Source organism: Microbacterium sp. ACRRU (genome assembly GCF_022346945.1).
Classification (GTDB): Bacteria; Actinomycetota; Actinomycetes; order Actinomycetales; family Microbacteriaceae; genus Microbacterium; species Microbacterium mcarthurae.
The window spans coordinates 1-26,509 of sequence record NZ_JAKRNI010000029.1 but is presented as its reverse complement, the minus strand read 5'-3'; the positions used below and the strand labels follow the sequence as shown (position 1 = coordinate 26,509).

24 protein-coding genes are annotated in these 26,509 nt (G+C 70.4%); 6 read left to right on the top strand and 18 right to left on the bottom strand.

What is annotated here, in order from left to right; translation table 11 throughout:
* Nucleotides 1-129: 129 nt before the first annotated feature.
* Entirely contained in the window at nt 130-1,047 is a 918-nt protein-coding gene (locus tag MHY30_RS12265; RefSeq protein WP_239277180.1) for a DMT family transporter, read from the top strand.
* A gap of 81 nt (nt 1,048-1,128) precedes the next feature.
* On the opposite strand, the gene MHY30_RS12260 is transcribed toward MHY30_RS12265, so the two are convergent.
* From MHY30_RS12260 to MHY30_RS12250, 3 genes are all read right to left on the bottom strand, one after another.
* Nucleotides 1,129-1,689 carry a YceI family protein gene (locus MHY30_RS12260; protein ID WP_239277179.1) on the bottom strand — a complete coding sequence of 187 codons (561 nt, stop codon included), beginning with the start codon at nt 1,687-1,689 and terminating at the stop codon, nt 1,129-1,131.
* A gap of 147 nt (nt 1,690-1,836) precedes the next feature.
* Nucleotides 1,837-2,202: an FKBP-type peptidyl-prolyl cis-trans isomerase gene (locus tag MHY30_RS12255; RefSeq protein ID WP_077050208.1), complete on the bottom strand. Its 366-nt coding sequence runs from the start codon at nt 2,200-2,202 to the stop codon at nt 1,837-1,839.
* 150 nt (nt 2,203-2,352) lie between these two features.
* Entirely contained in the window at nt 2,353-3,522 is a 1,170-nt protein-coding gene (locus MHY30_RS12250; protein ID WP_239277178.1) for a PrsW family intramembrane metalloprotease, read from the bottom strand.
* Nucleotides 3,523-3,624: 102 nt separating this feature from the next.
* Here MHY30_RS12250 and MHY30_RS12245 point away from each other — a divergent pair, with 102 nt between their 5' ends.
* On the top strand, nt 3,625-4,491 hold the full coding sequence (locus tag MHY30_RS12245) for a fumarylacetoacetate hydrolase family protein (RefSeq protein ID WP_239277177.1): 867 nt from the start codon (nt 3,625-3,627) through the stop codon (nt 4,489-4,491).
* Nucleotides 4,492-4,624: 133 nt separating this feature from the next.
* Here MHY30_RS12245 and MHY30_RS12240 read toward each other — a convergent pair whose 3' ends face one another.
* From MHY30_RS12240 to MHY30_RS12225, 4 genes are all read right to left on the bottom strand, one after another.
* On the bottom strand, nt 4,625-6,088 hold the full coding sequence (locus tag MHY30_RS12240) for an aspartate ammonia-lyase (protein ID WP_239277176.1): 1,464 nt from the start codon (nt 6,086-6,088) through the stop codon (nt 4,625-4,627).
* Between the two features lie 122 nt (nt 6,089-6,210).
* The gene (locus tag MHY30_RS12235; protein WP_239277175.1) at nt 6,211-7,110 is read right to left on the bottom strand and encodes a phosphodiesterase; all 900 of its coding nucleotides are present in this window, start codon (nt 7,108-7,110) and stop codon (nt 6,211-6,213) included.
* Between the two features lie 50 nt (nt 7,111-7,160).
* Complete coding sequence (locus MHY30_RS12230; protein ID WP_239277174.1) at nt 7,161-7,490, bottom strand: peptidase; 330 nt, start codon at nt 7,488-7,490, stop codon at nt 7,161-7,163.
* Nucleotides 7,487-8,710: an inorganic phosphate transporter gene (locus tag MHY30_RS12225; RefSeq protein ID WP_239277173.1), complete on the bottom strand. Its 1,224-nt coding sequence runs from the start codon at nt 8,708-8,710 to the stop codon at nt 7,487-7,489. Before MHY30_RS12225 ends, MHY30_RS12230 begins: the two co-directional genes overlap by 4 nt.
* A 183-nt stretch (nt 8,711-8,893) precedes the next feature.
* Between MHY30_RS12225 and MHY30_RS12220 the strand changes: the two genes are divergently transcribed.
* Together MHY30_RS12220 and MHY30_RS12215 are read left to right on the top strand one after the other, a co-directional pair.
* Complete coding sequence (locus MHY30_RS12220; RefSeq protein ID WP_239277172.1) at nt 8,894-11,008, top strand: S9 family peptidase; 2,115 nt, start codon at nt 8,894-8,896, stop codon at nt 11,006-11,008.
* A 215-nt stretch (nt 11,009-11,223) separates the two neighbouring features.
* Nucleotides 11,224-12,063, top strand: coding sequence for an endonuclease domain-containing protein (locus tag MHY30_RS12215; protein ID WP_239277171.1), 840 nt, complete (start codon nt 11,224-11,226; stop codon nt 12,061-12,063).
* 271 nt (nt 12,064-12,334) lie between these two features.
* On the opposite strand, the gene MHY30_RS12210 is transcribed toward MHY30_RS12215, so the two are convergent.
* The 3 genes from MHY30_RS12210 to MHY30_RS12200 form a co-directional block, all read right to left on the bottom strand.
* Nucleotides 12,335-13,363 (bottom strand): 6-phosphofructokinase, encoded by a 1,029-nt coding sequence (locus MHY30_RS12210; protein WP_239277170.1) that lies wholly within the window; start codon nt 13,361-13,363, stop codon nt 12,335-12,337.
* A 198-nt stretch (nt 13,364-13,561) separates the two neighbouring features.
* A complete protein-coding gene (locus MHY30_RS12205; RefSeq protein ID WP_239277169.1) occupies nt 13,562-15,718 on the bottom strand; it encodes a DEAD/DEAH box helicase in 2,157 nt (718 codons plus the stop codon).
* Between the two features lie 195 nt (nt 15,719-15,913).
* Complete coding sequence (locus tag MHY30_RS12200) at nt 15,914-16,534, bottom strand: hypothetical protein (protein ID WP_239277168.1); 621 nt, start codon at nt 16,532-16,534, stop codon at nt 15,914-15,916.
* A 130-nt stretch (nt 16,535-16,664) separates the two neighbouring features.
* On the opposite strand from MHY30_RS12200, the gene MHY30_RS12195 reads away from it, so the two are divergent.
* Nucleotides 16,665-18,032: an MFS transporter gene (locus MHY30_RS12195; RefSeq protein WP_239277167.1), complete on the top strand. Its 1,368-nt coding sequence runs from the start codon at nt 16,665-16,667 to the stop codon at nt 18,030-18,032.
* 116 nt (nt 18,033-18,148) lie between these two features.
* Here MHY30_RS12195 and MHY30_RS12190 read toward each other — a convergent pair whose 3' ends face one another.
* Genes MHY30_RS12190 through MHY30_RS12170 form a run of 5 tightly spaced genes read right to left on the bottom strand, consistent with a single transcriptional unit; the run spans nt 18,149 to nt 21,326 of the window.
* Nucleotides 18,149-19,093 (bottom strand): bifunctional riboflavin kinase/FAD synthetase, encoded by a 945-nt coding sequence (locus tag MHY30_RS12190; protein WP_239277166.1) that lies wholly within the window; start codon nt 19,091-19,093, stop codon nt 18,149-18,151.
* Nucleotides 19,090-19,509 carry a hypothetical protein gene (locus tag MHY30_RS12185; protein WP_239277165.1) on the bottom strand — a complete coding sequence of 140 codons (420 nt, stop codon included), beginning with the start codon at nt 19,507-19,509 and terminating at the stop codon, nt 19,090-19,092. The genes MHY30_RS12190 and MHY30_RS12185 overlap by 4 nt, the downstream gene beginning before the upstream one ends.
* 55 nt (nt 19,510-19,564) lie before the next feature.
* The gene (locus tag MHY30_RS12180; RefSeq protein WP_239277164.1) at nt 19,565-19,933 is read right to left on the bottom strand and encodes a hypothetical protein; all 369 of its coding nucleotides are present in this window, start codon (nt 19,931-19,933) and stop codon (nt 19,565-19,567) included.
* The gene (truB, locus tag MHY30_RS12175; protein ID WP_239277163.1) at nt 19,930-20,823 is read right to left on the bottom strand and encodes a tRNA pseudouridine(55) synthase TruB; all 894 of its coding nucleotides are present in this window, start codon (nt 20,821-20,823) and stop codon (nt 19,930-19,932) included. The genes MHY30_RS12180 and truB overlap by 4 nt, the downstream gene beginning before the upstream one ends.
* Nucleotides 20,823-21,326, bottom strand: a complete 504-nt coding sequence (locus tag MHY30_RS12170) for a hypothetical protein (protein ID WP_239277162.1) — start codon at nt 21,324-21,326, stop codon at nt 20,823-20,825. Before MHY30_RS12170 ends, truB begins: the two co-directional genes overlap by 1 nt.
* Before the next feature lie 187 nt (nt 21,327-21,513).
* Here MHY30_RS12170 and MHY30_RS12165 point away from each other — a divergent pair, with 187 nt between their 5' ends.
* Nucleotides 21,514-22,380 carry an A/G-specific adenine glycosylase gene (locus MHY30_RS12165; protein ID WP_239277161.1) on the top strand — a complete coding sequence of 289 codons (867 nt, stop codon included), beginning with the start codon at nt 21,514-21,516 and terminating at the stop codon, nt 22,378-22,380.
* A 27-nt stretch (nt 22,381-22,407) separates the two neighbouring features.
* On the opposite strand, the gene MHY30_RS12160 is transcribed toward MHY30_RS12165, so the two are convergent.
* From MHY30_RS12160 to infB, 3 genes are all read right to left on the bottom strand, one after another.
* Entirely contained in the window at nt 22,408-23,382 is a 975-nt protein-coding gene (locus MHY30_RS12160; protein WP_239277160.1) for a CPBP family intramembrane glutamic endopeptidase, read from the bottom strand.
* 132 nt (nt 23,383-23,514) lie between these two features.
* On the bottom strand, nt 23,515-23,964 hold the full coding sequence (gene rbfA, locus MHY30_RS12155; protein WP_239277159.1) for a 30S ribosome-binding factor RbfA: 450 nt from the start codon (nt 23,962-23,964) through the stop codon (nt 23,515-23,517).
* 67 nt (nt 23,965-24,031) lie between these two features.
* Nucleotides 24,032-26,509 (bottom strand): translation initiation factor IF-2 (infB, locus tag MHY30_RS12150; protein WP_239277158.1); only part of this gene is annotated, 2,478 nt, incomplete at its 5' end.

Here is a 26,509-nt window from a genome sequence, read left to right as displayed (position 1 = left end):
TTATGCCCTCCTCCGGGGCGCGGGGCGGGGCGTTCGCCCACGGGTGCCCGACCGCCGTTCGTCGGCGGATTTCTGCCGTCGCTGTCGACGGAGCCGCACGATGTCGGCCCCGAGGCCTAGGGTCGGGTCGTGGCATCCGCTTCCTCCCCCTCGCCCCTCGCGGTCACGGTGCAGTTCGTGCTGACCGGCATCGTGTGGGGAGCGAGCTTCCTCTTCATCGCCGTGGCGCTGACGGGCATGACGCCCGCGCAGGTGGCCGGCGGCCGCCTGCTGTTCGGGGCGGTCGCGCTGGCCGCGGTCGTCGCCCTGCGGCGGGAACGGATGCCGCGCAGCCCGCGCGTCTGGGCGCACCTGTGCGTCCTCGCGGTGACGTTCTGCACCGTGCCGTTCCTGCTGTTCGCCTGGGCGGAGCAGCATGTCTCGTCGGGCCTGGCGAGCATCTTCAACGCCACCACGCCGATCATGACCGCGATCATGGCCTGGGCGGCATTCCGGGTGGAGCGCCTGCGCCCGGGCCAGCTCATCGGCATCGCCGTCGGCATCCTCGGCGTCGTGGTGATCATCGTGCCCGGCGCGGCCGCCGATATCGGCGGCAGCACGGTCGCGCAGATCGCACTGCTGGGAGCGACGGCCTGCTACGGCTTCAGCCTCGCGTACATGCGACGCTTCCTGGGCGACGCCGGACTGTCGGGGGTCGCGTTCGCCTTCGGCTACATCGGCCCGGCAGCGGGGTTGATGGTGCTGCTGTCGCCGGTGATCCTCGCCGAGCCGATGGAGCTGACACTCCCGGTCGTCGGCAGCATCGTCGCCCTCGGCGTCCTCGGCACGGGCCTGGCGTACGTCTGGAACCAGAACACCCTGCGGGCGTGGGGACCCACGCGCGCGTCGACCGTGACCTACATCACCCCGGTGGTCGGGGTCACGCTGGGCATCCTCGTCCTCGGTGAGCGGCTCACGTGGAACGAGCCGGTCGGGGCGGCGATCGTGTTCCTCGGCATTCTCCTGGTGCAGGAGCGGGTGCGCCTTCGCCGCCGCGCGCGGGCGTGAGCAGCACGGAATCCGGGCCGCGGCCGGGATGACGAAGGCCCCGGATGCCGTGGCATCCGGGGCCCTTCACAGCTGCGGCGATCAGGCCTGAAGCGCGAACTGCAGGTCGAGCTCGATCGTCACGTCCTTGCCGACGAGGACGCCACCGGTCTCGAGCGCGGCGTTCCAGGTGAGGCCGAAGTCCTCGCGGTTGATGACCGTCTTCGCGGTCGCGCCGGCCTTGTAGTTGCCCCACGGGTCGGTGCCGAAGCCGCCGAAGTCGATCGAGAAGGTCGCGGGCTTGCTGACGCCGCGGATGGTGAGCTCGCCGTCGACGAGGAAGTCGCCGTCCTCGACGCGGGCACCGGTCGAGCGGAAGTCCATCGTCGGGTAGGTCTCGATGTCGAAGAACTCGGCCGAGCGGAGGTGCTGGTCGCGGCCCTCGTCCTTGGTGTCGACCGAGGTCACGTCGACGGACGCCTCGACCGACGCCTCGAGCGGGTTCTCGGGAGCGACGAGGGTCGCGCTCTTCATACCGAAGGTGCCGCGCACCTTGGAGATCATCATGTGGCGGACGGTGAAGGTCACCTCGCTGTGCGAGGGGTCGAGCACCCAGGTGCCCGTCTTGTAGCCGGGGATCTCGAGCGTGGTCGTGTCGGTCATGTCACTCCTTGAGGTCTGGGGAGCCGGTTCGGCGTCCTGCCGATGCCCAACTCTCATTCATCCGAATGTATTCCACGATCGTGAAAAAAGACGAACCCGAGGGGCCGCAGCTCCCTCGGGTTCGTGAACGACCGGTGAAAGACCGGCTCAGCCGACCTTGAGCAGATCGATGATGAAGATGAGTGTCTTGCCGCCGAGGAAGTGACCGCCGGCGGGGCCGTAGGCGAGGTGCGGCGGGATGACGAGCTCACGGCGTCCGCCGACCTTCATGCCCGGGATGCCGTCCTGCCAGCCCTGGATCAGGCCGCGAAGGGGGAACTGGATGCTCTCGCCGCGTCCCCACGACGAGTCGAACTCCTCGCCCGACTCGTACTCGACACCGGCGTAGTGGACGGTGACGGTGTCACCGGGCTTCGCCTCGTCGCCGTCGCCGACGATGATGTCGCGAATGACGAGGTCGGAGGGGGCGGGACCGGTGGGAGCGTCGAACTCCGGCTTGGTGCGATCAGTCATGACTCCATCCAAGCACGCGACGCTGCGGGATGACCCCCCTGGACAAAGACTCAGCGCCCGGTGCCGCGGCGATGCCTGCGTGTCTCCCGGGCGCTGAGTTGGCCTACATCGATGGTGCTCCGCCTCCGCGGCGGTGTCAAGACCCCCGCCTCAACGAGCGAGCAGAGCCGCCCGGGCCGCGGTCGTACGCTGCAGAAGCGCGCTTTCCTGGGCGGCCGCCGTCGCGTCACGCCCCGAGAGCGCGCGTTGCCGCGTGGCGGCGAGCGCCGTGGCATCCCGGATGAACGTCCGCATCACCGCCGTACGGTCGCCCGGCTGGGCGCGGGCCCACGCCAACGCCGAGCGACGGCCCGTACCGGTGGCGAGCATGTCGACCTCCTGCGCGGTGAACCACCCGGCCGCGGCGTACTCCCCCAGCCGGGCGCGCGTGAGGCGCGCCTCTTCCCGCCGGAGAGCCAGGATGCCGAGGATGAACAGCACGAACAGGGGCACCTGCAACGTGGCGTACACCTCGAAGAAGTTGAAGAACGTCGCCGAGCCGTTCCACAGCGCGTGCAGCACGATCGCGCCGATGAGGCCGGGGAAGACGTACCGGAGAGCCGCGGCGGTGCGCAGCGACCGACGAGCGGCCAGACCGAGAGCGAAGCCGGTCAGGCTCGTGAACATCACGTGAGCGAAGGGCGAGAGCACCGCGCGCAGGAAGAAGACTCCCCCGACCTGGACCGCGCCGCCCTCGATGAAGCTCACCGCGAAGTACTGCACGTTCTCGGTGAACGCGAACCCCGCACCGATGAGCGCCCCGTACACGATCCCGTCGACGGGCCCGTCGAACGACCGACGGGCGCCGACGTACAGCAGCAGCAGCCCCGCCCCCTTCGCAACCTCCTCGACGATGGGAGCCTGAACGACCGCGCTGAAGGCGTCGGGGAGGCCTCCGGCCAGGAATGCCAGCAGCGCGTCGACGCCCAGCGCGATCGCGACGGAGGCGATCGCGCCCCACGCGACGGCGAAAGCCAGCAGCCGCCGTGGCTCGGGCTCCCATCGATCGACGAGCCGCACCGCGAGCCACACGACGACGAAGGGCACGGCCGCCAGCAGGACGCCGACGATGGATGCCGCGGGGCCGAGGAAGCGCACGAAGTACAGCACGAGAAGAGCCAGCACAGGCACGAGGAGCACGGCGGCCACCCACAGCAGCGCCCCGCCGCGGCGTGAGATCGGGAGCAGCGCCGCGGCGACCGGCGCGGGCGGACGCGGCGCGTCGGCGATGGGCGCGGGCTCGCCCGGGCCCGGTTGCCACAGGGGCGAGGGGTAGCTCATGCGCTCAGCCTAGAGGCGCAGGACCCTGGCCCCGCCCGGGTTGCGAGCGTGAGCAGGGCTGTTGCGGGCACTCCGCCCCGGGCGGCCCGGTAGCGTGGAGACATGCGTTTCGCCCACGTCCGATCCCCGGAGGCGGCGGATGCCCCTCGCCTGGTCAGCGTCCACGCCGAGGAATACTCGTTCGTGGACGAGCTGTTCGAGGGTGCCCCCGCCACGCTCGAGCAGCTGATCGCCGGCGGTGACGAGCTGCTGGAGCGGGTGCGCGAGGCGACGACCACGGCATCCCGGCATCCGCTCGAGGGCGCGCGGTTCGCCTCGGCGGTGCTGGCTCCCCCGACGATCCTCGCGGTGGGACTCAACTACGCGGCGCACTCGGGCGAGCTCGGACTGAAGACGGATGCCGGTCCCACGGTGTTCGTGCTGTGGCCGAACTCGCTCACGGCCCACCGCGAGACCACGTCGTGGCCGCGCGCTCTCAGCGAGGCGGTGGACTACGAGGCCGAGCTCGGCGTCATCATCGGTCGCCCGGGGCGCGACATCGCCGAGGCCGACGCGCTCGGCCACGTGTGGGGCTACACGGTGGTCAACGACATCACGGCGCGCAACATCCAGTTCTCCGAAGCCCAGTGGTCGCGCTGCAAGTCGTTCGACGGCTTCACCCCGACCGGACCGTTCGTCGTGACCGCTGACGAGATCCCCGATCCGCAGGACCTGCACATCTGGACGGTCGTCGACGGACACACGGTGCAGGACGCCTCGACCGGCCAGATGGTGCGATCCGTCGCCACCCTCGTGCACAAGCTCTCGGAGTCGGCCACGCTGCTTCCGGGCACTCTCATCTCCACGGGCAGCCCCGGGGGTGCCGGCTACTCTCGCGACCCGCAGATCTTCCTGCGCGACCGCTCCACCGTGACCGTCGGTATCGACGGTATCGGCGAGCTCACGACGCACTGCCGCATCCTCGACTGAGCCCGGGCGGCGGTGCGGCGGACGTCCCGGCATCCCGTCGCTCACCCACACAGGATCCGGCCGACACACCCACCGCAGACGGCGGTGGCGTGGTCGGCCGGATGCCTTTTCGCGGAACGTGCGGGTGGAGGGGTCAGTCCTCGACGATGCTGTCGGCAGCGCGGACGATGGGAATGGCCTCGGTGATCGCCTGCAGGCCCGACAGACGGGCGGGCGAGATCTGCTTCATGACCTCGTCGCGCGTCATGAGGCCGGCCTCGACGACCAGGTCGGCGACGTTGCGATGCGTCAACAGCGCCGTCTTGGCCAGAGCCGCCGCCGCGGCGTAGCCGATGAACGGCGTGAGGGCCGTCACGACGCCCACCGAAGACCCGACCATGGCGCCGAGGCGCTCGCGGTTGGCGGTGATGCCGTCGACGCAGTTGACCCGCAGGGTCCACATCGCCTGACGCATCCACGTGATCGACTGGAAGATCGAGTGCGCGATGACCGGCTCGAACGCGTTCAGCTGGAGCTGCCCGCCCTCGACGGCCATCGTGACCGTGAGGTCGGCACCGGCCACCGCGAAGGCGACCTGATTGACCACCTCGGGGATCACGGGGTTCACCTTGCCCGGCATGATGCTCGAACCGGCCTGGCGCGCGGGCAGATTGATCTCGCCGAGACCCGCCTGCGGCCCGCTCGAGAGCAGGCGAAGGTCGTTGCAGATCTTCGACAACTTGATGGCGTTGCGCTTGAGCGACGAAGAGAACGACATGAACGAACCGGTGTCGCTCGTGGACTCCACGAGGTCGGTCGCGATCTCGAGATCCAGCCCCGTGATCTCACGGAGGTGACGCAGCACCGCGGGGCCGTACTCGGGATGCGCGGTGATCCCGGTACCGATCGCGGTCGCGCCCATGTTGATCTCGAATAGCAGGTAGGCGTTCTCGGTGAGGCGGTTGTAGTCCTCGCCGAGGGTCGTGGCGAAGCCGTGGAACTCCTGGCCGAGGGTCATGGGCACGGCGTCCTGGAGCTGCGTGCGCCCGACCTTCAGGACGTCGTGGAACTCCTCGGCCTTGCCGAGGAACGCCTGGCGGAGCAACCGGAGCTCGTCCAGAAGGCTCTGCAGCGTGAGCGAGAGCCCGATCTTGATCGCGGTCGGGTAGACGTCGTTCGTCGACTGGCTGCGGTTGGTGTCGTCGATCGGCGAGAGGAAGGCGTAGTCGCCCTTCTCGCGCCCCGCCATCTCGAGGGCGATGTTGGTGATGACCTCGTTGGCGTTCATGTTGGTCGAGGTGCCCGCCCCGCCCTGGATCACACCGACGGCGAACTCGTCGTGGAACTCGCCGTCGATGACGCGCTGGGCCGCGCGATCGATTAAGTCGGCCTTGACCGGGTCGAGCACCCCGATCTGGCGGTTGGCGCGCGCCGAAGCCTGCTTGACCATCGCAAGCGCGCGGACGAGATCGGGGTAGACCGAGATGGGTCGTTTCGCGATGGGGAAGTTCTCGAGCGCCCGCGCCGTGTGGATGCCCCAATAGGCATCGGCGGGGATCTCGAGAGAGCCGAGCGAGTCGGTCTCGGTGCGGGTGCGCGTCATTGCGTCCAAAGCCATGGAGGGTTCCTTGTGGGTCGTCACGGCGGTCAGGGATCCCCCGAGCCTAACCACCGGCCGAAGCAGCGTCGTTCGACGCTGGGGCCTGTCGAGCGGGTGACACCGTCCCGCGCGTACACTCTTCAGCGCTTGCGGGAGAACGCCTCGAGACGTTCCTCGGGCGTGAGCGCACCCATGCGAGCGACCCACTCGGGCGTGAAATATCCCGCCGACTCGGCGTCGACGACGGGCACCACCGCGTGGGTGATCGTGTCGTCCCAGACATGGACGAGGTGGAACGACTGACCGGCATCCATCCCGTTGACCTCCTCGGCCGTGCGGGCGAGGTCCATCGTGTAGCACGACGCCGCGGAAACGCTCACGGGGACACCGGCGAAGGTGCCGGATGTGGAGTAGTGGAGGTGCCCGGCGAGGATCGCACGGACATCGCTGCCGGCGAACGCGTCGGAGAGACCGGCCTGGTCGCGCAGCTCGAGGATGTCGAAGAACGGGATGTGGGTCGGCAGCGGCGGATGGTGCAGCGCCAGGATCGTGCCCAACGGCGCGGGCTCGGCGAGCTGGCGGCGCAGCCAGTCGAGCTGTGCGGCGTCGAGGTCACCGTGGTGCCACCCCGGAACGCTCGAATCGAGCGCGATGAGTCGAAGCCCGTCGAGGTTCCACACCCCGATCACGGGTTCCTCGGTGGCCTCGGCATCCAGCAGCCCCGCCCGCAGCGCCGGACGCTCGTCATGATTGCCCGCGACCCAGATCACCGGCGCCCCCAGACGCGCCGCCCACGGCTCGACCGCTGCGCGGAGCGCGCGGTAGGCCTCGGGCTCGCCCAGATCGGTCAGGTCGCCGGTGAAGACCACGGCATCCGGACGCACACCGGTGGCTTCGGCGGCATCGAGCGTGCGGCGCAGGTGCGCGGCGGCGTCATAGCGACCGCCCAGCAGCCGGTCGCCGGCCAGCAGGTGCGTGTCGCTGAGATGGAGGATGACGCGCCGAGCGGGCGCGTGCTGACCGAACTGCACCGATGCCATGCCCCCAGCCTAGAAGGAGCCCCCGACAGCACGCGTGGCGAGGCGCCGGCTCAGTGATTGAACAGGATGAGCAGCAGCGCACCGACCACGGCCGCCGCACACACCGAGAAGCACGCGTACGCCCCCGTGAGAGCGAGACGCTTCTGCCCCGCACTGAGCGGATTGCGCGCGGCCGCCTTCGCGACGGCCTTCTCGGCACGGCGCTTCTGCTTGTCGCTGAGCACCGTGATGGCATCCGTGAACTCCACCGGCGCCACCAGCGGGGGGCGACCACCGCGCACCATCAGCCGCAGGCCGAGAGCGTAGAAGGTCACCACGACGCCCGCACCGAGGAGCGCGGCGACGAAGACGTGCAGAAAGGCTTCCCAGTCGATGATCACGAGCGGCCGTCCTTCCCGGCGTGAGCGCGTTCGCGGCGCAGCTGACGGCGCGTGGGCCCGGGCTTGCGCGGCACCTTCACCGCGGCGCCGGAGTCGGCGACCTCGCTCATCGCGTTGGCCGAGGTGACCTCGTCACGGCGCGAACGCAGGAACAGCCCCAGGACGATCGTGACGGCGATGACGGCGTCGACCGCGACGCCCCAGCCACCGAGCCACACCACGATGAGCGCGGCCGCAGCACCCACGGCGCCCGCGGCGGGAAGCGTCAGCACCCAGCCGATCATGATGCGGCCGACGGTGTTCCACCGCACGGTCGAGCCACGACGTCCGAGCCCCGAGCCGATCACCGAACCGGATGCCACCTGCGTCGTCGACAGTGCGAAGCCGAGGGCGCTCGAGGCGAGGATCGTCGCGGCCGTCGAGCTCTCGGCCGAGAACCCCTGCGCGGGCTTGACGTCGGTGAGGCCCTTGCCCAGGGTGCGGATGATGCGCCATCCGCCCATGTACGTTCCCAGCGCGATCGTGATGGCGCACGCGAACACCACCCACAGCTGCGGGTCGGGATCGCCGGCGGACTGCCATCCGACGGTGATGAGAGCGAGCGTGATGACGCCCATGGTCTTCTGCGCGTCGTTCGTGCCGTGCGCCAACGCCACGAGCGACGACGTGAAGATCTGACCCCAGCGGAATCCGTCGCGTCCATCGGCCTTCATGTCGTAGCGACGCGTCACGCCGTAGGCGATCTTGGTCACCGTGAAGGCGATGATCCCGGCGGTCAGCGGCGCGATGAGCGCGGGCAGGATGACCTTGCTCAGCACCACTCCCATGTCGATGGCCGCGGCGCCCACGCCCACGAGCGTGGCGCCGATGAGGCCGCCGAACAGCGCGTGGGACGAGCTGGAAGGAAGACCCAGCAGCCACGTGAGCATGTTCCACGTGATCGCACCGATCAGGCCGGCGAAGATGATCGGCGGGAAGATCTCGGGACTCAGCTGATCCTCGCGGATCATGCCTCCCGAGATCGTCTTGGCCACCTCCGTCGACAGGAACGCCCCGACGAGGTTCAGGCACGCGGCCAGCAGGACTGCGACCTTGGGCCGCAGAGCACCCGTGGCGATGGGAGTCGCCATGGCGTTCGCGGTGTCGTGGAACCCATTGGTGAAATCGAAGAACAGTGCCAGGCCGATGACCAGCACGATGATGAGGGCTGCGCTCTCCACCGATCGCTTTCCGTGAGAGGGAAGGGAGGGATGCCGACGGGATCGGCGCGGAGAACGAAGAGTTCACCTGACGTTACGCCCGCGTTCATCGGGCCGTCGACATCCTTTCACCGGCGGCTTCATCGGTCAAACGGGCACCGCTCCTCCCGAGCCGGTTCGAGGAGAGCGCACTACCGTGGAGAGGTGACCGACACCGCTGCCCGCCCCGTCCCGCCCGTCGCCGCCCGCCGGTCCACGGCTCGCTCGCACCACGGCGACACTTTCGACGACCCGTACGAGTGGCTCCGCGCCAAGGACGACGGCGACGTCGTGGCCCACCTCGAGGCCGAGAACGCCTACACAGACGCGCGCACCGCGCACCTGGCATCCCTCCGCGACGAGATCTTCGGCGAGATCAAGGGCCGCACGCTCGAGACCGACCTGTCCGTGCCCGCGCGCCGCGGCGAGTGGTGGTACTACGGCCGCACCGTCGCCGGCGCCCAGTACGGCATCCAATGCCGCGCCCCGCTCGCCTCGCCCGACGACTGGACTCCGCCCGTGCTCTCCCCCGACGAGCCGGTCCCCGGGGAGCAGGTGCTCTTCGACGGCAACGTCGAGGCCGAGGGCACCGACTTCTTCTCGCTGGGCAGCTTCGAAATCTCGAACGACGGCACACGCATGCTCTACGGCATCGACGTGGCCGGCGATGAGCGGTACACCGTCCGCGTCCGCGACCTCGTCACCGGCGAAACGCTCGCCGACGAGATCCCCGGGACGTTCTCGGGTGCGACCTTCTCTCCGGACGGCCGCTTCATCGTGTACACCACCGTGGACGACGCGTGGCGTCCCGACACCGTGTGGCTGCACGAGATCGGGACGTCGGTGGATGCCGACGTGCAGCTGTTCCACGAGCCCGACGAGCGGTACTGGGTCGGCGCGGATTTCACCCGCAGCGACCGTTACCTCATCATCGGGGTGGGCTCGTCCATCACGTCGGAGGAGCGCCTCATCGACGCCGACGACCTGCGCGGCGAAGCGCGCGTGGTCTGGCCGCGACGCGAGGGCGTGGAGTACTCCGCCGAGCACGCGATCGTCGACGGGGAGGATGTGCTGTACATCCTCCACAACGACGGCGCCCTCGACTTCGAGCTCGTGCGGGTGCCGGCGACCGACCCCGAGGGTCCGCGCGAGACCGTGATCCCCCACCGTCCGGGGCAGCGCCTGCTCGGGGTCGACACGTTCCGCGACTGGGGCGTCGTGGCCTACCGGCGCGAGGGGCTCGCGCGCCTGGGCATGCTGTCCTACACCGACGGAACCGTCACCGAGATCGCGTTCGACGAACCGCTGTACAGCGTCGGCACCGGCGGGAATCCTGAGTGGGCACCGCCCGTGCTCCGCGTGGGCTACGGCTCCTTCGTGACCCCGGGCACGGTCTACGACTACGTCGTCGACACCGGGGAGCTGCTGCTGCGCAAGCGCCAGCCCGTGCTCGGTGGGTTCGACCCGGCGGACTACGGCCAGGCCCGCGTCTGGGCGACGGCCGACGACGGCACCCACGTGCCGGTGTCGCTGGTGTGGAAGCGGTCCTTCGGCGAGCCCGGAGCGTCGCCGCGGCCCGTGCACCTGTACGGCTACGGATCGTACGAGCACTCGATCGAACCAGGTTTCTCGGTGCCCCGCCTGTCCCTGCTGGATCGCGGGGTCGTCTTCGCCGTCGCGCACGTCCGCGGCGGGGGCGAGATGGGACGCCAGTGGTACGAGGACGGCAAGCTGAGGGCCAAGCGGAACACGTTCACGGACTTCGTCGCGGTGGCGCGCCACCTCGTGGCATCCGGGTACACCACCCCCGATCGTCTCGTCGCCGAGGGCGGCAGCGCGGGAGGCCTCCTCATGGGCGCCGTGGCGAACCTCGCCCCGGAGCTGTTCGCCGGCATCCTCGCCGACGTGCCGTTCGTGGACGCACTGACCACGATCCTCGACCCCTCGCTCCCCCTCACCGTCATCGAGTGGGACGAGTGGGGAGACCCCCTGCACGACGCGGACGTGTACGCCTACATGAAGTCGTACACGCCGTATGAGAACGTGCGGGAGGGAGTCGACTACCCCCGCATCCTCGCCGTCACGTCGCTCAACGACACACGCGTGCTGTACGTCGAGCCGGCGAAGTGGGTGCAGCGGCTGCGCGAGGTGGGCGCCGACGCTCTGCTGAAGTGCGAGATGGTCGCCGGTCACGGCGGCGTCAGCGGCCGCTACAACGCGTGGCGCGAGCGGGCCTTCGAGCTCGCCTGGCTGCTGGACGTGCTGGGGTTGGCGGAGTAGGGGCGGCGCCTCGCGGCGCCAGAACAGGCGCCGCGCCGAGGACAGGCCGGTTCCGTCCAGATCGGCCTGTTCTTGCGACATCCCCTGTTTTCAGGTCAAGCTCGTGGATGCCGCTGAGCCGCGGCCGCTCCTCCCCAGACGCGCGTATCGCATCGCTGTCCACATCGCGGAGGCTTCGGCCCGCCCCGCGGCCCAGGGCCCGCAAGGGTGGAGCGATGGCCTCACCTCTCCTTCCGTGGCTGACCGGGCACGGTGGCATCGCGCACACCTCCGCGCTCCGGGCAGCCGGGTTCGGCACTCGCTCGATCGCCACGGCCGTGGCCGAGGGAGCGGTCGCCCGCATCCGGCGCTCGTGGATCGCGGCACCGGATTGCTCAGCGGGGCGGAGGGCGGCGGCATCCGTCGGTGGACGTCTGACGTGCGTGAGCGCGGCGCAAGAACGCGGCCTCTGGACTCCCCGCACGGACGAGCATCATGTGTGGGTACCGTCCACAGCGTCGCGTCTGGAGCGCGGTGGACTGAAGGTGCATTGCGCGACCCCGCCGATATCACTGCCACGCACCGACCCTGACGAGTCGATCATCAACGTGCTCTTCCACGTCGCTCGGTGTCTGCCGCGCGCCGACGCGCTCGCCGTATGGGAATCCGCTCTGCGTACCGGGGCCGTGGATGCCGCGGTCGTGAGCTCGGTGCGCTGGGGATCCGCGCGCGCCCGCGCCTACGCCACGGCGGCCGGCCACATCTCCGACTCGGGACTCGAGACGCACTTCCGGGAACTCATGGCCTCGATCGGCGTGGCGATCCGCCAGCAGGTGTGGATAGACGGTCACCCGGTCGACGCACTCATCGGCGACAGTTTGGTCGTTCAGATCGACGGATTCGCCTATCACCGCTCCGCCGACCGTCGCCGCGATCTTCGACAGGACGCTCGTCTGATCCTTCGCGGATACACGGTCCTGCGCTTCGACTACGTGCAGGTTTTGTTCGAACCGGAGTACGTCATCGAAACGGTCCGCACGGCGATGGCCCAGCACCGCCATCTCGCCGGCCGCTGAGGCGGAGCGGCCCGAACAGGCGCCGAGAACAGGCGATGCGCCCGGAACAGGCAAATTCCGGCGAAACAGGCCTGTTCTGGGCGCGCAGCCTGTTCTCAGCGGATGCCACGAGCCCTGGCCGTGATTCCGGGGACGTCGCACCGCGGCAGCGCCGCCTCGCCGGGGGTCGCCGCCGTGCGCCGAAAACAGGCCATGCACCCGGAACAGGCCGATAGCAGCGGAATCAGCCTGTTCTCGGCGCCGGGCCTGTTTCGGTGCCGGAAGGCGGGGCTCAGCCGAACAGCGCGGCGGCCTCTTCGTAGCGGTAGAGGGGGACGCTGTTGAGCTCGCCGAGGGCGTCGGCGAACGGGACGCGGATGATGTCGGTGCCGCGCATGGCGACCATCTGCCCCCATGCGCCGTCGGCGAGGGCGTCGGCGGCGTGCAGGCCGAGACGCGTCGCGAGGACACGGTCGAACGCGGAGGGTGAGCCACCCCGCTGGATGTGCCCGAGCACGGTGGCGCGGGTCTCGATGCCGGTGAGCCGTTCGATCTCGGGGGCCAGCAGCTCGCCGATGCCGCCGAGGCGGGGGCGGTTGAAGGCATCCAGCCCCTTATCGCTGAAGGCCTCTTCCATGCCCTTCAGCTTGAATCCCTCGGACACGACCACCAGCGGTGCGCGACCGCGGTCGTGGGCGCGGGTGACCTGCTCGACGATCTCGTCGATCGACATCGGCACCTCGGGGATGCAGATGACGTGCGCACCCGCCGCGATGCCCGCGTGCAGGGCGATCCAGCCGACGTGCCGGCCCATGACCTCGGCGACCATGCAGCGCTGGTGCGAGTCGCCCGTGGTGCGCAGGCGGTCCATGGCATCCGTCGCGATGTTCACGGCGGTGTCGAAGCCGAACGAGTAATCCGTGGCGCGCAAATCGTTGTCGATGGTCTTGGGCACACCGAGGACGTTGATGCCGTCGTTCGAGAGCCGGTCGGCGGCGGCGAGTGTGCCCTCGCCGCCGATGGCCAGGATGCCGTCGATGCGGTGCCCGTACAGCGTCTTGGAAATGTTCTCGGCGCCCCCGCGCACCCCCTCGTAGGGGTTGGTGCGGCTGGTGCCGAGGATCGTTCCGCCGACCTTGGACAGGCCCTTCACCTCGTGGCGCGTCAGCGGGAAGAAGTCGCCGTCCACGACGCCACGCCAGCCGTCGCGGATGCCGACGAACTCGATGTCGTGGTTGGTCGTGCCCTTGAGCACGACGCCACGAATGACGGCGTTCAGGCCGGGGCAGTCTCCGCCGCTGGTCAGGATGCCGATCTTCATGCTGTGAACCTCGCTAGTCGGGTGATCGAGTCGGCGACGCTGCCGCGTTCGACCTTACTGCCCCACCCGCCGCGCCCGCCAAACGACGGCCGAAGGACGCGGGTTGCGTTCCCTCGTCCTGCCCCGCACGCGGAAACGCCGGGAGCCGGCGCGTGCCGCCAGAACGCCCCGGCAGCGCCGGGGCGTTCGAGAAGGGGGTCAGGCGCCGAGCGCTTGGCGCAGCAGGTGCATGAGCGCGGAGAGCTGGACCGAGTCGCTCGAACCCGGTTCGATGGCGAGGCCGTCGAGGGCGCGCTGCGCGAGGCCTTCCTTCGAGTCGATGAGCTCGGCGATCTTCGTGTCGATCGTGTGCGCGGCGATGATGCGCCACGCGGTGACCGGCTCCTCCTGACCGATGCGGTGCACGCGGTCGATCGCCTGCGTCTGCTCGGCGGCGGTCCACGACAGCTCGGCCAGCACGACGTTCGACGCCGCCTGCATGTTCAGTCCGACACCGGCGGCGGTGAGCGAGCACACCGCGATTCCCACGGCGGGGTCGCCGTTGAACGCGTCGATCGCGGCCTGACGCGCGGTGGAGGTCTGATCTCCGCGCACCGACACCGCCTTGAGGCCGGATGCCTTGAAGTGCGCCTCCGCGGCGTCCATGACGTCGATGTGCTTGGCGAAGAAAACGACCTTGCCCACCGAACGCTGCAGCTGCACCGCGTAGTCGGCGGCGAGTTGCGCCTTGGCCTGACCGATGCGCCGGACCATCGTGAAGACGTTCTCGGAGCCGGTCCCGGCGGCTTTGCTCTCTTCCAGCTCACCGTGCGCGACCAGGCGCACGATGTCGTCGTCGATCTCGCCGGGCGCGAGCCCGCGGTCGCCGCGGGCCTCGATGATGCGACGGTACTTCGCCGCGAGGCGCGCACCCAGTTCGCGCTCGGCCTGACGGATCGACCGACCGTACTCGTCGTCGAGCTCGACGGGGAGGTCGGCGATGAGCTTGTCGGGGAGGTCGGCGGCGACGTCCTTCTTCTTCCGCCGCACGATGCCCATCGAGATCACGGCCTCACGCGCTTCGGGGTAGAACGCCTTGTCGGCGGGCGTCAGGCCCGTGGCATCCAGTTTCTCCATCAGCTCGGGGCCGGGCTTCTCGCCATTGGTCCAGCCGAGGAAGCGCCAGATCGCGTCGAAGTCCTCGACGTCGTTGATCAGCGGAGTACCGGTGAGTGCGAGCAGCAGCGGGTCGCGCGTCTGCTGACGGACCCGGGAGGCCAGGGCCAGCACGTTCTGCGAGCGCTGCGACGACAGGTTCTTGATGAAGTGCGCCTCGTCGACCGCGATGCCCTTCAGGCCGATCGACGATAGCCACGACAGGTGCCGGTCGAGGATCTCGTAGTTGACGATGAACACGTCGGCGAACGCGTCGATGTCGGCGCCGCTCCCCGAGATCACGGTGGCGCGACGGTGGGGTGTCCAGCGCTGCACCTCGCGCGCCCAGTTCATCTTCACGACGTTGGGCACGACGACCAGCAGCGGGTAGGCATCCGCGACGGAGGCCGCGAGCACCGATTCGGCGGTCTTGCCGAGACCCGGTTCGTCGGCGAGGAGGAAGGAGCGGTGTCCTTGGCGGACCGCCTCGAGGAAGCGGGACTGGTGCGGCATGACCTCGAGGCCGCGCGGTGAGACGCGGTCGAACTCGGGCACCGGGGGCAGTTCCATGCTCGCCGCCGAACCACCGGCACCGGTCTCGAACGCTTTGTACAGCGGGCCCATGAGCTCCCACCCGTCCAGGCGCCGACGGGGGGCGTCGCCCGCGGCGCGCGGAGTGAGGTCGGGAGCGAGGAAGGGGTTCGCCATCTGCCGCGCCTCGATGGACGGCGGAACGACCTGCTTCTCGGCGAGGGCCGCGGGCACGACGGGAGCTGCGGCGGGGGCGTTGTCGGTGATGATGAGCTCGTCGGGCGGCAGTTCGGCGCCGGACTCGAGCAGCCAGTCGCGGCGCATCCGACGCGCGACGGGCGAGGTGGCCTGATCGACCTCGAGCAGCTGGATGAGCGAGGTGTCGCGTGCGGCGGTCTTGGCCAGGATCGTGGCCACGCCGTCGAGGCGCTTGAGCAGCTCGGCGCGAGCGGCGTCGGTGATCTCGGTGTCGGCCTTGACGCGGGCGCGCTCCTCGCGCACGAGGAAGGCGATCACCTGGAACTTCACGCGGTTGGTGGGGCCGAGCTTGCCGCGCTGGGCCTTGGCTTCGACCTCGCGCACCTTGCGAGCGAGGATGGGGATGACGGGGGCCTCGTCGTCGCGACGGGATGACGAGGTCTTGCGGCGCCGTTGGCTCGAGCCTCGGGCGGCGGTTGCCGTGGTCGGCATGCTCCTCCTGAGCGTGTCGTCCGGATATGTCCGGGACGTCCGGCCTGACGCCGGTGGATCAGTGACCCCGGAGAATGCCGCGAGACGCGCCGCCTGAGCGGCCGTGCCTGCGACCCGCTACGCGTCTTCACCGGAACGGCTCGCAAGGAGGCGGGTGACGGGGTCGGCACCTATTCTAGCGCGTCCCCGTGCCCATCACTCGCCCACCGTCGAGAGGATGTCTTCCGTGTACCCGTCGGGGTCGAAGTTGATCCACGACGTACTGATCCAGATCTCGCCCCGGAGCGCGTGCACTTCGCCCCGCTCGAACGGCACGTCGTCCAATGACACACCACGCTGTTCGAGGCGGCAGATCGTCGCATCACCGCGATCCTCGCATCCGAACCCGTTTGTGGTGAGAGTGTCACGAACGACGGTGGCCTGCGCGCTGTCGACGATCGACACCGTGGTTGCGAGGCCCCGCTCGCTCGGGCCTCCCCACGAGCAGCGCAGCGTCGGTACGACCTCGAGCAGCTCCAGCAAAGGGGCCTGCTGCGTGGAGAGAAGGGTCACACCGGGGTCATTCAGCGGCGGGTTCTGCTCCTCCAGCGCCGCACGCATGGCATCCGAATAGATGTCGTCGCACGAGCCGGGAAGAGTCGTCGTCGGTGTCACCGTCGACGTCGGGATCGGCGTAGGCGTCCCGGGGTCGTCCGCAACCAGAGCACCGGCGCTGGGTGAGTCGGTCGGAACAGGTTCGGGCACACACGCGGCGAGGGCGACGGCCAGCACCGCTGCGACGGAGCCGGCGGCAAGAGCACGGACGAGGGCGGGCATGGAAACCTCCGGGGATCGTCTCGACCCTAACCCGATCGCACCGGCGGGAGAGGTCGCCCCGCGGGCGTACCGTTCCGCCTCGTGGCGCTGATCGGGTCCGGCCCACCGCGGCCGCCCCTACGCTGGGCGCATGGCGGAACGGATGTCGCGCGATCAGCGCGTGGTGCTGACGGTCGCCGTGCTCGCCTCCTTCGTCTCGTTCTTGGACGGCACCGTCGTCAACGTCGCACTCCCCGCCATCTCGCGCGACCTCGGCGGTGGCTTGTCCACCCAGCAATGGGTAGTCGATGCGTATCTGGTCACGCTCGGGGCGTTCATCCTCGTGGCGGGATCCCTGAGCGACGTGCTCGGCCGCACTCTCGTGCTCCGCATCGGTCTCGTCGGCTTCGGCATCACCTCCGTCGCGATCGCCGCGGCCCCCACGGCGGAGTTCCTCATCGTCGCGCGCGCCCTGCAGGGCGTGGCGGGCGCGCTGCTCGTGCCGAGCTCGCTCGCGCTGATCACCTCGACGTTCCGTGGCGCCGCGCAGGCCCGTGCGATCGGGATCTGGACCGGTGCCACCACCGTCGCGATGATCGCCGGTCCCCTCATCGGCGGGGTGTTCGTCGACGCTCTGTCGTGGCGCCTGGTCTTCCTCGTCAACGTCCTCCCCATCGCGCTGACGCTCTGGCTCATGGCGCGGCGAGCGCATGCCGATCACCGACGCCCCGGAGCCCGTGTCGACGTGCTCGGCGCCGTGCTGTGCGCGGCGGGGCTGGGCGGCATCGTCTTCGCCCTCATCGAACAGCCGAATCTCGGGTGGGGCTCGCCCCTGATCTGGGTGCCGGGGGCGCTGGGCGTCGCCGCGTTCACGGGTTTCCTCGCGCGCCAGCGTGTCGCGCGCGAGCCCCTGATGCCTCTCGACCTCTTCCGCTCCCGCAACTTCTGGGCGGGAAACCTCACGACGATGTTCGTCTACGCCGCGCTGTCGCTGAACGGCTTCGTCCTGAGCGTGTACCTGCAGCAGGGCGCGGGGCTGTCCGCGACCCTGGCCGGGCTGGCCTCTCTGCCCAGCACACTGCTGATGATCGCCCTGAGCTCACGCATGGGGGCCCTGTCGGGTCGCTTCGGTCCGCGCCTGTTCATGACAATCGGGCCGGCCGTCATGGCGATCGGCGCCCTGCTGCTGCTCTCCGTGCGGCCCGAGTTCGACTACTGGACTCAGGTGCTGCCGGGGGTCGTGGTGTTCGGACTGGGGTTGACGGCGACGGTGTCGCCACTGACGGCGGCGGTCCTCGGCGCGATCGAGACCGAACGCTCCGGCATCGCCTCGGCGGTGAACAACGCCGTCTCGCGGGTCGCGGGACTGCTGGCGATCGCCGCGGTGTCCGCGGTGGCGGGCGGCGCGCTCGACCTCGACGGATTCCACCGCGCCGCCGTCTTCACCGCCGTGTTGATGGCTCTCGGTGCCGCGACGTCGTTCCTCGGCATCCGCAATCATCTGTCGCGACGGGACTGAGGCCCGTTCGCGGGAAGGCGTCCGCGCAGCCCTGACGCCCCTTCTCGGGGAAAGCGTCCGCGCAGCCCGTCTCTCGCTTCCGCGAACGCCGAGGAGTCGGCGCACGCCCGTCGAGGTCAGTGCAGGATGCCGCGCACGCGCTCGACGTCGTCGGCCATCTGCACCAGCAGGGCGTCGACGCCGTCGAAGGCCGCCATTCCGCGCACCCGTTCGACGAAGCGCACTTCGACGTGGTGCCCGTAGAGGTCGAGGTCGGTCTCGTCGAGGACGTACACCTCGACCTGGCGGGCGTGCACGTCGTCGAACGTCGGGTTGGTGCCGATGCTGATGGCGGACGGGTAGCTGATGCGCCGCGTCCCGTCGACGTCGATCAGCCAGCCCGCATAGACGCCGTCCGCGGGGACGAAGCCCTCGAGATCGGGCGACAGGTTGGCCGTGGGGTACCCCAGTTCACGCCCCCGTTTGAGGCCGTGCACGACCTCGCCCCACACCGACGGCCAGCGCCCCAGAAGCCGTGTCGCGGTGGCGATGTCGCCGGCGGAGAGAGCCTCACGGATCCACGTCGACGACACCCGGCGATCGGCGTGGACCGCGCGGACATCGTCCACCACGTCGACGCGGAAGCCGTGCGCGCTCCCCATCCGCTCCAGCAACGCGGGATCGCCCGCTCCTCCGGCACCGAAGCGGAAGTCCCGACCGACGAGCACGGTGCGCGCGGCGAGCGCATCGACAAGCACACGTCGCACGAACTCCTCGGCGGGCACCGCGGCAAGGGCCTCGTCGAAGGTCAGCAGCAGGGTGGCATCCACGCCCGCGCGCTCGAGGAGTTCGAGTTTCTGGTGCGGCCCGATGACGTCGGGCGGGCAGGTGTCGGGTCGGAGCACGCTGAGCGGGTTGCGGTCGAAAGTGACGGCGACGACCTCGGCCCCGTCGGCGGCCTCGACCCGCGCGCGGTCGATGACCGCCCGGTGCCCGGTGTGGACGCCGTCGAACTTGCCGATCGCCACGACCGACGGCCCGAAGCCCGCGGGAACCTCCGCGGGGTCGCGGAAGACGATCACGACGCCGCCCGGCGGTGTCGCACGAGCCACCACAGGCCGAGGAAGGGCAGCACGAGCGGGATGAACAGGTAGCCGACGCCGTACACCGACCACACCGTGGGGTGCTGGAAGAGCGCGGGCAGCACGAGGCTGAGGGTGCCGACCACGAGGACGCCCACCAGCTCGAAACCGATCGCGACCCAGGCGACGCGGTACCACGCGGGACGTCCCGAGAAGATCAGCGCGAGCGTCGCGAGGACGTACACCACCGCGGCCAGCGCGGACAGGGTGTACGCGACCGGCGCCTCGTCGAACTCGCGGACGATCTGCACGAACGACCGCCCCGTGGCGGCGAGCGCCATGATGCCGTAGACGATCACGAGGACCCGGCCGATGCCGGTCATTCCGCGGGTGCGGGCGGGAGTGGTGGATGCCATGACCTTCCGAGTCTAGTTCGGTCGCGGCCCGCGCTCGCGGTGCGGCGGGGGCCGCTCAGGCCACCTGGACCGTCCAGATCACGTGCATGCGCCACACCATGACGGCGACGGCGAGCGCGGCGACGCCCATGATGACCGTGCTCCACCGGCTGCGCTCGATGAGCGCCCACGCCGCGCCGGCGGGCGGCAGCAGGGCGGCGGAGACGAGGTAGGTCCAGTACTCCAGCAGACTGCCGGTCGGCGGGTTTCCCGCGAACGGCGCGATGAGGGCGACCACGATCTGCGCGATGAGGAGGAGCTCGATGAGGGCGAGCGCTCCGACGGTGAGGTCGGACGGGCGCCGTCCGGCCAACCCGGCGACGACCGCCACGACACCCGCGAGCACCGCAACGCCCACCTGGATGAGCGTGAACCACAGAATCACGGCGCGACCTCCTCGGGCATGTTCATGACGCTCTTGAGCTGACTCCCCCGGCGCTCCACGATGCCCACGAGGCGGCCGTCGGGATCGATCGCGGCGGCCCGCTCCCCCGTCAGCCGACCGCCGCCGTCGATGCGCTTGCCGTGCCGGAGATCGCGGGCGTCGTCTCCGCTCACGGCGAGGGCGCCGACGACCGTCGCGGCGGCGACGGCGGGGGTGACGAGCGCGCTCTCGGCGATGTCGTCGACGGATGCCGCGGATGCCACGTCGAACGGGCCGATGCGCGCGCGGCGAAGAGCGGTGAGGTGGCCGCCGACACCGAGGGCGCGTCCGAGGTCGCGGGCGAGCGCGCGGATGTACGTGCCGCTCGAGCAATCGACGACGACATCGAGGGCGATCGACGTTTCCTCGCGACGCGTGCCCCGCACGTCGAAGCGCGACACCGTCACGTGCCGCGCCTTGAGCTCCACCGTCTCGCCGGCACGGGCGCGGTCGTAGGCGCGGCGCCCTTGCACCTTGATGGCGGACACGGTGCTCGGCACCTGCGCGATGTCGCCGGTGAGATCGGCGATGCCCGCGGCGATCGCCTCGTCGGTCACGGCCGCGAGGTCAGCGGCATCCGCCCGTGCCGTCTCCGCACCGTCGGCGTCGTCGCTGTCGGTCGTGACACCGAGGAGGATCGTCGCTTCGTAGGTCTTGTCGGCACCGACGATGTAGGTGAGCAGACGCGTGGCGCCCTCGACTCCGAGGACGAGCAGGCCCGTCGCCATCGGGTCCAGCGTGCCCGCGTGCCCGACTTTGCGGGTTCCGAGGGCGCGCCGCGCCCGCGCGACGACGTCGTGGCTGGTGATGCCCCCCGGCTTGTCGACCAGGAGGATGCCGGCGCCGACCATCAGCAGAAGTCGCCGAACACCTGAACCGGGTGCGCGGGGTCGGAGTTCTCGACGATGACGGAGGCGGCGGCGCGCGGTCGGGACTCGCGGAGGTACTGCTTCTCGGCGTCGGGTAGCTCCGGGCGCGGGGTGCCGACGGGAGGGTTCGCCTCGAGCCACACCGACCAGTTCCACAGACCGCGCAGCCCTGCCGCATGCAGGAAACGGCCGTCGATGACGAGGACCGCGCTCGCGGGCGCGGGTCCGCCGTCGTCGAAGGGCTCCCCCGCGCGGAACGGCGCGACGAGCCGCTCGCGCGCGTCCTCGGCGCCGTCGGCGAGGGTCGCGCGGAAGACGGCGGTTCCGTCCTCGCCGACCGCCGCGGCGAAACCGTCGGCGAAGGCCGCGGCGGCAGCGGCATCCAGGGCGTCGACGGCCACGACGAGACGTCCGTTGCCCGCGTTCTGGCGCAGGAGGTCGCGCAGACTCCGCTGCAGGGTCTCGACGGCGTTCTCGCTCGGCATACCCTCCAGCCTACGGTCGCCGCCGGGCTCCCGCCCCTCGGTGGCCCACTGCTCGGGCGTCCGCGCGCGTCGGTCCGGCGGCATAAACGCGATCCGCGCGGAGAAACGGCGGGGCAGCGTGTTTCCGCGCGTGGATCGCGTTTATGCCCGCGGGCACCCGGACCGCGCGGGCTCGTAGGGTGGAGGGATGCCAGGAATCGCCGCGCCGCTGATCGCGTGGTACCGCGACAACGCCCGCGACCTCCCCTGGCGTCGCCCCGACTTCGGAGCGTGGGGCACGCTCGTGAGCGAGTTCATGCTGCAGCAGACGCCCGTGAGCCGCGTCATCCCGCACCTCGAGGCGTGGCTGCAGCGATGGCCGACCCCGGCCGCCCTCGCCGCGGCTGCTCCCGCCGAGGCGGTGACGCAGTGGGCGAACCTCGGGTACCCGCGCCGCGCGCTGTGGCTGCACCGCGCCGCGGTGGAGATCCGCGACCGCCACGACGGCATCGTTCCGCGCGACGTCGATGCGCTGCTCGCGCTCACCGGCATCGGCGACTACACCGCCCGCGCCGTGGCGGTGTTCGCCTACGGGGATCGGCATCCCGTCGTCGACACCAACACGCGCCGCGTCCTCGCCCGGGTCGTCGACGGCGCGGCGCAGCCGGGGCCGCCGGGAAAGTCGGACCTCGTGCGCATGACCGCCGAACTCCCCGACGACATCGGCGAGGCCGCGATCGTCAACGCGGCCGCGATGGAGCTCGGAGCGATCGTCTGCACCGCCCGGTCACCCCGATGCGGCGTCTGCCCGCTGGCGGCGCGCTGCGCGTGGCGGGCCGCGGGCTACCCGGCCTCCGAGGACCGGCGTCGTCGACAGGCCAAGTACGAGGGCAGCGACCGTCAGGCGCGGGGGGCCGTGCTGCGGGTGCTGCGCGAGGCGTCCCCCGCGCCCGTTCGCCTCGACGACGTCCTGCCCACCTGGCCGGACGCGTCGCAGCGGGATCGGGCGATCGACTCCCTCATCGCCGACGGTCTCGCCGAGGCTGCGGACGGCGCCCTCTTCCTCCCGCGCTGAGCACTTCTTCCGAAGGCGGAGGGCGCATCAGACGGTCGGCACCGGCGCGGCCCGCACGGGATCGGGGCCGAGTCGAGCGTCGAGCCGGTCGGCGCGGAATTGTCCCGTGAGCGCGAGCACCCCGATGACGATCGCGAACACCACCCACATGATCAGGCCGAGCGGGCCCGCGAGGACCGGCGCGGGCGTTGCCGAGCCCGCGGCGACGACGAGCGCCCCGAGTCCGGCCGAGGCGTTGAAGGCACCGTGCGCGAAGACCGCGGGCCACACGGATGCCGTGCGCAGGCGCGTCCATCCCAGCAGGATGCCGAAGAAGACGCACGCCATGACCATCATCAGCACACCGAAGGCGTTGGGCTCGAGGAAGTTGTACCCGAGCAAGATCAGCGGACTGTGCCAGAACCCCCAGAATGCGCCCGAGATCAGCAGTGCCGGCCACACGCCGAGGGGGCGCAGCGCGGGGAGCAGAAAACCGCGCCACCCCAGCTCCTCGCCGAACGCGAAGGGCGCGTTGATGACTGCCCCGATCGGAATCATGGCCACCTGGACGAGCGCGAGCAGAGCGATCGGCGGCAGCGGAGTCCCCGGCGGAACGGCGGCCTGGAGCGTCTGCGCGAAGCCGGAGAATCCGACCACGTCGAACGTCGCGAGACCGAGGGCCCCCACCCCCACAAGGCCCAGGGCGATCAGGAGCGGCGCCGCGACGATGACGGCGACGCACATCCAGATCGTGCGAGCCGCGGGGCGCAGAGGCCACATGCCGAGCTCACGCAGGACGACGCGAGCCCCCCGTCGCCCGTGCGTGCGCCGTTGGACGAGCAGCGCGGCGACGACCCCCAGAGCGGGCGTGAACATCATGGCCGCCGCCGTCAGCCCCAGGAACGGATCGGCCAGTCCCAGCCCGCGCAGCCACAGCGGCAGCGCGACGAGCCACGACAGCGCGACGGAGGTCACGGCGAAGACACCGATGGCGGGCCAGTCCGGGCGGGGCGAGACGGTCATGTCTCGACAGTACGAGGGCCCGGATGCCACGACCTCCCCCGCGCGAGGGAGACACCGGGATCCGTCGCACGGCGGAACACGAACGGCCGGACGCGCCCCCGCGGGGGTGGCATCCGGCCGTTCGTGTGCGGGTCAGTCGCGCTCGTCGTCCTCGTCGTCGTCGATCTCGCGCGGCTTGACGTACGGATCGGCCTCACCGGCGTAGCTCGCGCTCGCAGCGAGTCCGGCGACGGACTCATCGCGCTCGCGCGCCTCGCGCAAGAGCGCCGAGATGTGGTCGGCGTTCTCGGGGATCGCGTCGAGGATGAACTCGAGCGTGGGAGTGAGCCGCGTGTTGAGGTTCTTGCCAACCTCGCTGCGCAGCATGCCCGTCGCGGACTTGAGCGCCGCGGCCGTGTCGGCGCGGTGCGCCTCGTCACCCATGACGGTGTAGAACACCGAGGCGTGCTGCAGGTCGCCGGTCACGCGCACGTCGGTGATCGTCACGAAACCGAGCCGCGGGTCGCGCAGACCCCGCTCGAGACGCTCCGCAAGGACCACGCGAATGCGGTCGGCCACCCGTGCCTGTCGTTCCCCTGCCACTTCCTTCTCCTTCTCTGGGAGGACGGAACGGGGGCCGCGCCCGTGAGCGCGACCCCCGTTCGACGAATCAGCCTCGCGGCTTCTCGACCATCTCCGTGGTCTCGATCTCGTCGCCGACCTGGATGTCGTTGAACTTGCCCAGGCCGATACCGCACTCGAAGTCCGTTCGGACCTCGGTGACGTCGTCCTTGAAGCGGCGCAGCGACTCGATCTGCAGACCGTCGGCGAGCACCACTCCGTCGCGGATGACGCGCGCCTTGGCGTTGCGCGTGATCGTGCCCGAGCGGACGATGACACCGGCGATGTTGCCGAACTTCGAGGAACGGAACACCTCGCGGATCTCGGCCACACCCGACTGCACCTCTTCGAACTCCGGCTTGAGCAGGCCCTTGAGCGACTGCTCGACGTCGTCGATCGCGTTGTAGATGACGGAGTAGAACCGGACGTCCACGCCCTCGCGGGCGGCACGCTCGCGGGCCTTGGTGTCGGGACGGACGTTGAAGCCGATCACGATCGCGTTGTCGATCGTGGCCAGGTTGATGTCCGACTCGGTGATCGCACCCACACCGCGGTGGATGATGCGCAGCTGGACGCTGTCGTCGACCTCGATCTTGAGCAGCGACTCCTCGAGCGCCTCGACGGCACCCGACACGTCGCCCTTGATGATGAGGTTGAGCGACTCGACCTTGCCCTCTTCGAGAGCGCGGGTGAAGTCCTCGAGCGAGATGCGCTTACGGGCCTTGGCCAGCTGGGCGTTGCGCTCGGCGGCTTCGCGCTTCTCGGCGATCTGGCGCGCGGTGCGGTCTTCCTCGGTGACGATGAACACGTCGCCGGCACGCGGGACCGAGTTCAGACCCTGCACCTGGACCGGACGCGAGGGGTAGGCCTCGTCGACCGCTTCGCCGTTCTCGTCGATCATGGCGCGGACGCGGCCGTATGCCGTACCCGCGACGATCGCGTCGCCGACGCGCAGCGTTCCCGACTGGATGAGAACCGTCGCCACCGAACCGCGGCCCTTGTCGAGCTTCGCTTCGATCGCCACGCCGCGGGCGGCCTTGTTCGGGTTCGCCGTCAGGTCGAGACCGGCGTCGGCGGTCAGGAGCACAGCATCCAGGAGCTCCTGGATGTTGGTGCCCTGGCGAGCCGACACGTCGACGAACATGACGTCGCCGCCGTACTCCTCGGCGACCAGACCGTACTCGGTGAGCTGCTGGCGCACCTTGGCGGGGTTGGCATCCGGCTTGTCGACCTTGTTGACCGCGACCACGATCGGCACGTTCGCCGCCTGGGCGTGGTTCAGCGCCTCGACCGTCTGGGGCATGATGCCGTCGTCGGCCGCGACCACGAGGATCGCGATGTCGGTCACCTGCGCACCGCGGGCACGCATGGCGGTGAACGCCTCGTGACCCGGGGTGTCGATGAAGGTGATGGCGCGCTCGATGCCCTCGTGCTCGGTCCAGACCTGGTACGCACCGATGTGCTGCGTGATGCCACCGGCCTCGCCCGCCACGACGTTCGTCTGGCGGATGGCGTCGAGCAGTCGCGTCTTACCGTGGTCGACGTGGCCCATGACGGTGACCACGGGAGGACGGATCTCGAGGTCGTCCTCGCTCTCGGCCTCCAGTTCGGCGTCGAGGTCGAGACCGAAGCCCTCGAGGAGCTCTTTGTCCTCGTCCTCGGGCGAGACCATCTGGATCTTGTAGCCGAGCTCCTCGCCGAGCACCTCGAAGGTGGCCTCGTCGAGCGACTCGGTGGCCGTAGCCATCTCACCCAGGTTGAACAGGATGGTCACGAGCGTGCCGGGCTGCACGGTGTAGCCGCGCAGTGCCTCGAGCTTGTCGGCGAAGTCGGCGATCGACGCGCCGCGGCGCAGACGAATGATCTCGCCGTTGCCCTTGGAGACGTTGACGCCGCCGACGACCGGCGCCGACCGCATCTCGAACTCTTGCCGCTTCGCCCGACGCGACTTGCGCTGCTTGGACTTGCCGCCACCCTTACCGAAGGCGCCCGCGGTTCCACCGCCGGGGCCGCGGCCTCGGCCGCCACCGCCACCCGGACGACCGGCGAAGCCGCCGCCGGGAGCGCCGCCGGGACGCTGGAAGCCGCCGCCGGCACCACCGGGACGACCGGGGCCGCCGGGACGCTGCTGGAACGGAGCACCCGGGCGACCGCCGCCACCGGGGCGACCGGCACCGCCGGGACGCGGGGCACCGGGACGCGGGGCACCCGGACGCGGGGCCTGCGGGCGCGGGATGTTGCCGGGGGTCGGGCGCTGGCCCATGCCCTGCGCCGATGCGAAGGGGTTGTTGCCGGGGCGCGGCCCCGCGGGGCGCTGTCCCATGCCCTGCGACGACGCGAACGGGTTGTTGCCGGGGCGCGGCGTTCCCCCCGGGCGCGGCGCCTGCGGCGTCGCGCCGGCGGGGCCGGGCTTCGGGCCGCCGGGCTTCGGCGCCTGCGAAGCGGGAGCCGAGGGCGCGGGCGTCTCCGTGGCGGGCGACGATGGGGCCGACGCTGCCGGAGCGGGCGCGGCGGAAGGGGTGGCGGG